Raw genomic sequence first — 7,829 nt, forward strand, 5'->3', positions numbered from 1 at the left:
TTCGGCCAGCAACCTGTAGCCAGAAGCCTGCAACTATTCCTATCGCATGATAGTAACAATTCCCTTATACGAATTCGTAAGATACGTAAGGTTTAGATCGATAGTATAGTAGTATGTATCGGGTGGCAAGACTTCGCCATTCCAGCGGCCGTCCCAGTCTTTTTCGAAGCCGGTAGTCTGAAATACGAGTGAGCCGCGTTTGTTATATACCCGTATTGTAGTCTTGTCAAATCGCTCCGGATGTTTGAGGGGCCTCACCTTCCATGTGTCATTGGCTGCATCATTGTTCGGCGTAAAACCATTGGGTATATCAAAGCTGATCTCTTCCTGCAGGTCAATCTCGCGTTCATAAGCGATGCTGTATGCCTTTCCGTCATTCAGGCGGATATATATCTTTTTGGATTCCAGCATCGGGTCGTTTACGTTATCATATAAATACTTTACTGAACGCAGCGCATCCCTATATTCCGCAAGTGTGGCAAAGCCAATGAGCGACATCACACCTTTGGCAGAATCGTATACACCACGTATAGTTGCCGTGTTCTGAAAGATCAATTCGTCAGCACCACTTTCAAAAGTCTCCGGCTGAAAACTGATCTCCGCCAGCACTAGCGAGTTATCGTCCACATCGCTAACGGTAAGTGTTTTGGAGATTGCTACAGCATCGTGCGCAACAGTGTATAGCAGTGGATCCGTTTCCAGTCCTGCAATCTCCGGTGCATCATTTACAGGGTTCACCGTGATCTTAACAGAATATGGATTTGTGGTGGCAGTTCCATTACTTACCGTCACCCCTACAGAAAGTGTTCCATAAAAATTTGCTGACGGAATAACCTGCAGACCGTTGGCGGTATAATTCTCCCCTGCCAGTATTTGCAACGTAAAACCACTCGGGTATACATTTGAGGGATCACTCACTACGAGGTCTGCCAACTTGAGTGTGATGGGTTGATCTTCGTTCGTCTCCAGCGGCTGCTGACCAGTGATCTGTAATTCGTTAGTAACCGTAATCTTCACATTATAAGGCGCACTGCTGGCTTTACCATCATTTACCGTTACAGGCACTGACAATGTTCCGACAAAATTCTGAGCCGGTGTTACGGTAGTGCCCGATGCAGTATAGTTACTACCGCCTGCTACCGACATGGTAAATTTACCGGGATAGGCATCGTCAGGATCGGTAACCGTGAGGTTGGCGAGTTGCAGTGTAATCGCTTTATTCTTCGGCGTACTAAGTGCTACCTGCCCTGTAATAACAGGCTTCACATTTCCAGGTACTACGTTGATCTTGAGTCCATATTGGTTACTGCTGGCTGCGCCATCGCTTACAGTAGTGCCAACGGTAAGGGTGCCGGTAAACCCAGCGGATGGCGTTACCGTAGCTCCGTTCACTGTATAATTCGAGCCTGCCGCGAGACTTAGCGAAAAACCGGTTGGATAACTATTATCAGGATCAGACACAGTCAGGTTTGCCAGCGCGATGGTAACAGGTGTGTTTTCTGTAGTTTGTAAAGCAGTCTGCCCGGTAATAACAGGCGCATCGTTTACCGGATTCACAGTTATCTTGAAATCGAATTTATTACTGTCGTCACTGCCATTATTTACGGTTACAGGAACAGTAAGTATACCGGCGAAATTTGATGCCGGAATAACCGTGTTTCCGGAGAGGGTATAATTATTTCCGGAATATACTGTGAGCGTATATCCCCACGGGTAAAAAATATCTTTTACATCAAGGTCTGTTAACTGAATAGTATAAGATTGATCTTCGCTGATGCTAACAGGCTGCTGCCCCTGTATCTTGGGTTTCTTCGCCAATGCAGGCAGTACTACAATAAATAGTATGAAGCAGATAAAAATATAGCGCATGAACGCTTCCCGCTAAAAAATTATTCCGCTGCCATCCGTATGGGCAGCATCCGTATGCAATCGAAAAAAGAGGTAACACGCTGCATAGTGCATTCGTTAATGATTTACAAAAATGTAGCGGCATAGTTTTTTACAAAAGAAATTCATCGTGTAAATCACTCCACACTTCTTTTCAGCGTTCATATTATCATACTTTTTTTAATTACCTGTTGCCAAGTAGCAGTTGATTGAAAACTTATCGCCTATCTTCATACCACTGTTATTACTCTCCCGTCTGTTGGCCACTAGAACTTGTTAACCCCTGTTTAAATTTATGGAGATCGCTTTAGCAAATGAAAATGAAACTGTCATTCACAATGAACTTGAGCTTATTGTCAAATCATGTTTTTTAATATTTGAAGGACATTGGCTGCTGGATGATGGCACGTTAGGCAGTTTGCGTGATCTGCCTGATGTTGCCGTTACGTACGATTACCTGGTGAACATACACAATAGCAATCACCTCATTTACCCTGAAGATCTGGCTATGTTTCTCTCGGTGCTGGAATCGGCAAACGAAAGTGTAATCGTGGAATTTCATGTACGCCTTATCAATGCGTCCGGAGATATACACATGCTGCATGGCAGTGGTATATTTTCTGACAGCAACCGCACAAAGCCTTCTATTGCCGACTGGGACAATTATACAAATACACTGGAGCTTAACCTCAAAACATTTGAGTACGCTGAAGCGGTGTCATCCGCCGGATCATGGCGCTGGAATCTCGATACGAGGGCTATCTATACTTCTTCCAACTTCAATCGCATCAGTGGATTGCATGAGGGATATATTCTAACGGACTGGGAAGTCTTTGTTAAAAATATCCATCCAAAAGACCAGAATAAAGTTTGGAAAGAATTAATGTCGGCCCAGGAAGAATTTATGCCCTTTACAGTATCATGCCGCATACTGCAAGCCGATAACACCTTACGCTATATTACACTAAAGGGCAAGCCGTTCAAGTCCAGAACAGAAACCAATTATTTACTGGGCACCATTCAGGATGTTACGGAGAGCGAGATATCTGCACAGACTATTCGAAAGCAACAGACAGAACTCACACAGCAAAACGAATTGCTGCACTGGCATAACCGGCAGTTGCAGGAAAGTAAGGAATTAATGGAATCAGTTATCCAGTCAGATATCGTAGCGCTGAGCGTATTCAAAGCAGTTCGCAATGAAAAGGGAGAAGTAGAAGATTTTGAATGGATTATTGCCAACAAGCTTATGCGTGCTATTGCACAGGGACAGCATGTCATTGGCAAGCGCTATACGAAAATATTTCCGGAAGCTGTGCGGGACGGAAAATTTGCTATACTCAAAAAAGTACTGGATACCGGTGAGCGGTCTGTATCAGAATACTATCACCACGATAAGAATTTACGCGGCTGGTTCCGGAGTATACATGCACGCGTGCGTGATCTGGTAGTGGTGGCCGCAGAAGACATCACACACCAGAAGAAAGCAGAAATGGACGTGCGCGAAAGCAAGAGCCGGCTCGAAGCTGCCTTTCATGTGTCTACTACAGCTTTATTTATTTTGCGTTGTGTGCGCGATGAACGAAACCTGATACACGAGTTTGCCTGCGAGTGGATGAACGATGCCGCCCTCTATATATTTGATCAAAAAGAAACATCGGTTCTTTCGCAATTCTGTCCACCACCTATATACAATGATATTTTTACATGCTTTGCCCGGGCCGTGGCACAAAACGAAGCCGTTGATATTGAAACAAACTACCATGAAGATCATGAAAAAAAATGGCTCCGGTGGAAGGCCATAAAATTAGGAGACGGGCTCTTTGTATCCGCAGAAGATATTACGCAAACCAAACAGGCACAACGCGAGCTCAGTACGCTGATTGAAAATACAACCGATGTTATTACCCGCTGGAGTAAAGGTCCGCGACTTCTCTTTGCCAATGCTGCGCTCGAAGCCAGAACGGGTATACCCAATATAGAACTCTATGGCAAGACCGTTGCCGATATGGGATGGATGGAGGAAACTGCCGGATCGTGGATGGAAAAGATACAAGAGGCTTTTAATACCGGCACAGCACAAACCCACTATAATGCCAGCACCACAACACAAGGCACTGTATATTTCTTTTCGCGCATGGTGCCTGAAAAGAACAGTATGGGTGAAGTAGAAACGGTGCTGGTAATAGCGCGCGATATTACCGAACTAAGGAAGTCAGAACAAGAGCTCCGCAAAAATCTGCAGATACTGCAACAGACGGAAGCCGTGGCCGCAACAGGTAGCTGGGAATATATACCGTCTACAGATCAGTTCACCTGCTCGCCCGGTATGCATAGCATATTGGGTATATCTGCTGAAACGGAAATACAACCGGAAATTTATCAGCAGCTCGTTATACCGGAAGATGCATCGATAGCCAGTGACATGGTGCAGCACATACGCCATGGTATACCCTTTGAAGAAACGGTAAGAATAAAAGTTTCGGGAAAGACAAAAACAATAAAGATAAAAGCCTCTGTGATACCCGGTGAAAATCAGCATACCCTGAAGGTGCTGGGGGTAGATTTTGATATTACCGCACTTACCGAATCAGAGCGGCTAAAGGAATTGAATGCGAAACTGAAGGAACTGGATCGCGACAAGACTAAATTCTTCAGCAACGTAAGTCACGAATTCCGCACACCGCTCACCTTGCTGCTGGGGCCGCTGGAAGATGTATTGAAGAATAAAAGTTATCTGCTGCCTGCGGATGTTCAAAAACTGGAAATGGCATATCGAAACAGTATTCGCCTGCAGAAGCTGGTAAATACATTGCTCGACTTCTCTCGCATTGAGGCCGGTAAGCTGGAAGCCTTTTATCAGCCAACCGATCTGTCAGCTTTCACGATCGATCTGGCGAGTAACTTCCGGTCTGCTATTGAAAAAGCCGGGCTTCGGTTTAGCGTGAAGGCCAAACCGATACCGGAGCCTGTCTATGTGAATCGCGAGATGTGGGAGAAGATTGTGCTGAATTTACTTTCCAACGCCTTCAAATTTACGCATCACGGATCGATCGAGATCGAGCTTCGCTCACGCAAGAAATATGCAGTGCTACATGTGCGTGATACCGGCATTGGTATATCAGCACACAATCTTAAAACCATTTTCGATCGCTTCAATCGCATTGAAGGTATAAATGCCCGTACGCACGAAGGCACCGGTATAGGACTGGCATTGGTAAAAGAACTTGTCGTGCTGCATGGCGGCACCATAAAAGTAAGCAGTACCGAAGGTATAGGAACGGAGTTTAAAGTATTTATACCAAAAGGTAAATCGCATTTGCCTTCGAAGCATGTATACGAAAATCCCGGAAGGCTTCCGAACAGTACCGTTTCTTCTTCTTATCTGCACGAGATTACAGGTTGGCTGCCACCGGATAAACAGGCTGCAAAAACAAAACGCACCGCTGCGGCTCCGGGTGATACAAACCCGGTAGTGCTGCACGTTGACGACAACACCGATATGCGTGAATACCTGCGCCATATACTATCGCACGACTATACAGTTGTATCTGCCGAGAATGGCAAGAAAGCGATAGAGCTTGTATACAACGGCCTGCGCCCGGATATAATTCTGGCCGATATTGTGATGCCGGAAATAGACGGCTATACCCTGGTGGGCATGCTGAAGAAGCAACTAACTATAGCCAATGTACCCGTTATATTTCTTTCAGCACGTCCGGGTGAAGAAGCCCGCATCGAAGGCATGCAATATGGTGCCGATGATTATTTGATGAAACCCTTCTCCTCGCGCGAGCTGCAGGCGGTAGTGCGCATGCGTATACAAGTGGCGCGCCTGAGGCGTGAAGCGGAGCAGAAACTGAGTATGCGAAACCTGGAACTGGAACACAGGTTATCCGAACACTCGCGCAAGCTGGAAGAAAGCCGGCTTACGGTTGAAAAACAGAATGCTCATCTGCAGAAAATTCTGGATGCCATTCCACAAATGGTATGGGTGCTTGATGCTGATGGCCATATCAGATTTCTGAACGATCGCTGGTATAGCTATACCGGGCTTACTGCAGAACAATGTAAGAATATGAATCCGCGGCGGAGCGATATTTTTCATCCCGATCAAAAAAGAGAGATCGAAGAAAAGTGGCGCTCCTTTACGGCCGATCCACGTCACTACCGCAGCAAGGTGCTGATCCGCGATAAACATCGTAATTATCGCTGGCACCTCGACATTATGGAACCTATACGCAACGACAGCGGTGAAATTGAAATGCTGGTGGGTTCTTTTACCGATATACAGGAACAATACCTCAGCGAAAAGCAGGTGAATGAAACCAACGATCTGCTGGAAGCTGTGCTCAACTCCTCTACCAACGCTATTTCGGTTTTTGAAACACGCTATACTGCCGGTGGCGATGTGAGCGATTTTACCTGGAAATATTTTAACAAAAAAGCATTGTTGCTGGCAGGGCAAAGAGACCTGCGCGGCAAGAGTATATATAGCCTGCTATCGCAATCGGAAGCCGCAACATTGTTTGCATACTTCGAACGCGTAATGAACACTGGCATGACGGCAGAGTTTGAGCATGAAGCGGAAGATCACGGACAAAAGTATTGGTACCTTACCATTGCCGTGAAACTCGAAAACAGCCTGGTTGTAACGCAACACGACATAACGGATAAAGTAAAATTCCGCCAGAATCTTTTGCAGTTAAATGAATCGCTCAAACAGAAAAATTATGCTTTGAAAGCCATGAACGAAGAGCTGGCAAACTTTGCATTTATAGCGAGCCACGATCTTCGTGAGCCGCTGCGAAAGATTCAGTTGTTTACACACGAGCTTGTAGAAAAGGAAGCAACGATCGTTACCGATCGCGGAAAGAATTTTGCAAGGAAAATACTCGATTCAGTAGTGCGCATGAATGCGTTGATCGATGATGTACTCGCTTTTTCAAAAGCCGGTTCGGCAAATATAGAACAGACAGACGTAAATTTACAGGAACAGTTGCTCCTGGTGCTCGCCGATCTGAACCAGCTTATCAAAGAACATCATGTGGCAATCGAGTACGGACAACTGCCGACTATCACCGGAAATTCGCAGCAAATCTACCAGTTGTTACAGAACCTAATAACGAACGCGATCAAATTTCAACCCGGTGGTAATCATATACCTCATGTGCGTATATCGGGTGTATACGTTACCGATCATGATATAGATTTTCCATTGGTAGATCGGCAAGCGCGCTACTTCAGACTTGAAATAGAAGACAATGGCATTGGCTTCGAGGATCAGTATGCTGACAAGATCTTCCACATGTTCCAGCGGCTGCATGCCCGGAATGAGTATGCCGGAACGGGTATGGGGCTCGCCATTTGTAAAAAAGTAATGCAGAACCATCACGGGTTTATTACCGCGAAAAGCAGCGTGGGGCATGGCTCGGTTTTTTCATGCTACTTTCCCTGTTAGCCATGCTGTTCCTGATAATTGATGATGATCCGGAAGACGTTGACTACTTTGTAGAAACGGCCAGACGAGTAATCCCCGACTGCGATTGCCTTACTGCGTCTTCATGCGAAGAAGGATTCCGAATGCTGCGGGAAGCGGTTCATATCCCCTCCTATATTTTTCTGGATGGCATGCTCTATGGCATGAACAGCAAAGAATGTTTACGGAAACTAAAAAAAGATCCGCTCTATACAGATATACGCATCATCATGTATTCGGGCTTTGCACACGAGGAGTTACAATTGGAGTTTTTGAAAATGGGCGCTGATAAATTTATAATCAAGCCCACCAGCAGCACCGAGCTGGAGCAGGCACTGATAGCGCTCCTGTCTGAAAAAAAATAGTAACAAACTATATATAGTTGGCGATCATCTCACGGAGTTCATTGATCGGGAAAGGTTTTTCAATCACATTGTCAGCCCCGGCCGAACGTGCCAGGTCC

3 protein-coding genes are annotated in these 7,829 nt (G+C 45.7%); 2 read left to right on the top strand and 1 reads right to left on the bottom strand.

Features of this window, described 5'->3' with window-relative positions; translation table 11 throughout:
* Window positions 1–39 precede the first annotated feature (39 nt).
* Window positions 40–1,869 carry an Ig-like domain-containing protein gene (locus V7Q33_RS10915; RefSeq protein WP_333819858.1) on the bottom strand — a complete coding sequence of 610 codons (1,830 nt, stop codon included), beginning with the start codon at window positions 1,867–1,869 and terminating at the stop codon, window positions 40–42.
* A 313-nt stretch (window positions 1,870–2,182) separates the two neighbouring features.
* Here V7Q33_RS10915 and V7Q33_RS10920 point away from each other — a divergent pair, with 313 nt between their 5' ends.
* Window positions 2,183–7,348, top strand: a complete 5,166-nt coding sequence (locus V7Q33_RS10920) for an ATP-binding protein (RefSeq protein ID WP_333819859.1) — start codon at window positions 2,183–2,185, stop codon at window positions 7,346–7,348.
* A gap of 2 nt (window positions 7,349–7,350) precedes the next feature.
* On the top strand, window positions 7,351–7,731 hold the full coding sequence (locus V7Q33_RS10925; RefSeq protein WP_333819860.1) for a response regulator: 381 nt from the start codon (window positions 7,351–7,353) through the stop codon (window positions 7,729–7,731).
* Window positions 7,732–7,829 lie beyond the last annotated feature (98 nt).

It is taken from the genome of Ohtaekwangia sp. (assembly GCF_036786105.1).
In the GTDB taxonomy this organism is placed as follows: domain Bacteria; phylum Bacteroidota; class Bacteroidia; order Cytophagales; family Cyclobacteriaceae; genus Ohtaekwangia.

Coding starts and splice junctions, on each gene's coding strand:
- V7Q33_RS10925 (WP_333819860.1), top strand. CDS start 7,351: ATGCTGTTCCTGATAATTGATGATGATCCGGAAGACGTTGACTACTTT.
- V7Q33_RS10915 (WP_333819858.1), bottom strand. CDS start 1,869: ATGCGCTATATTTTTATCTGCTTCATACTATTTATTGTAGTACTGCCT.
- V7Q33_RS10920 (WP_333819859.1), top strand. CDS start 2,183: ATGGAGATCGCTTTAGCAAATGAAAATGAAACTGTCATTCACAATGAA.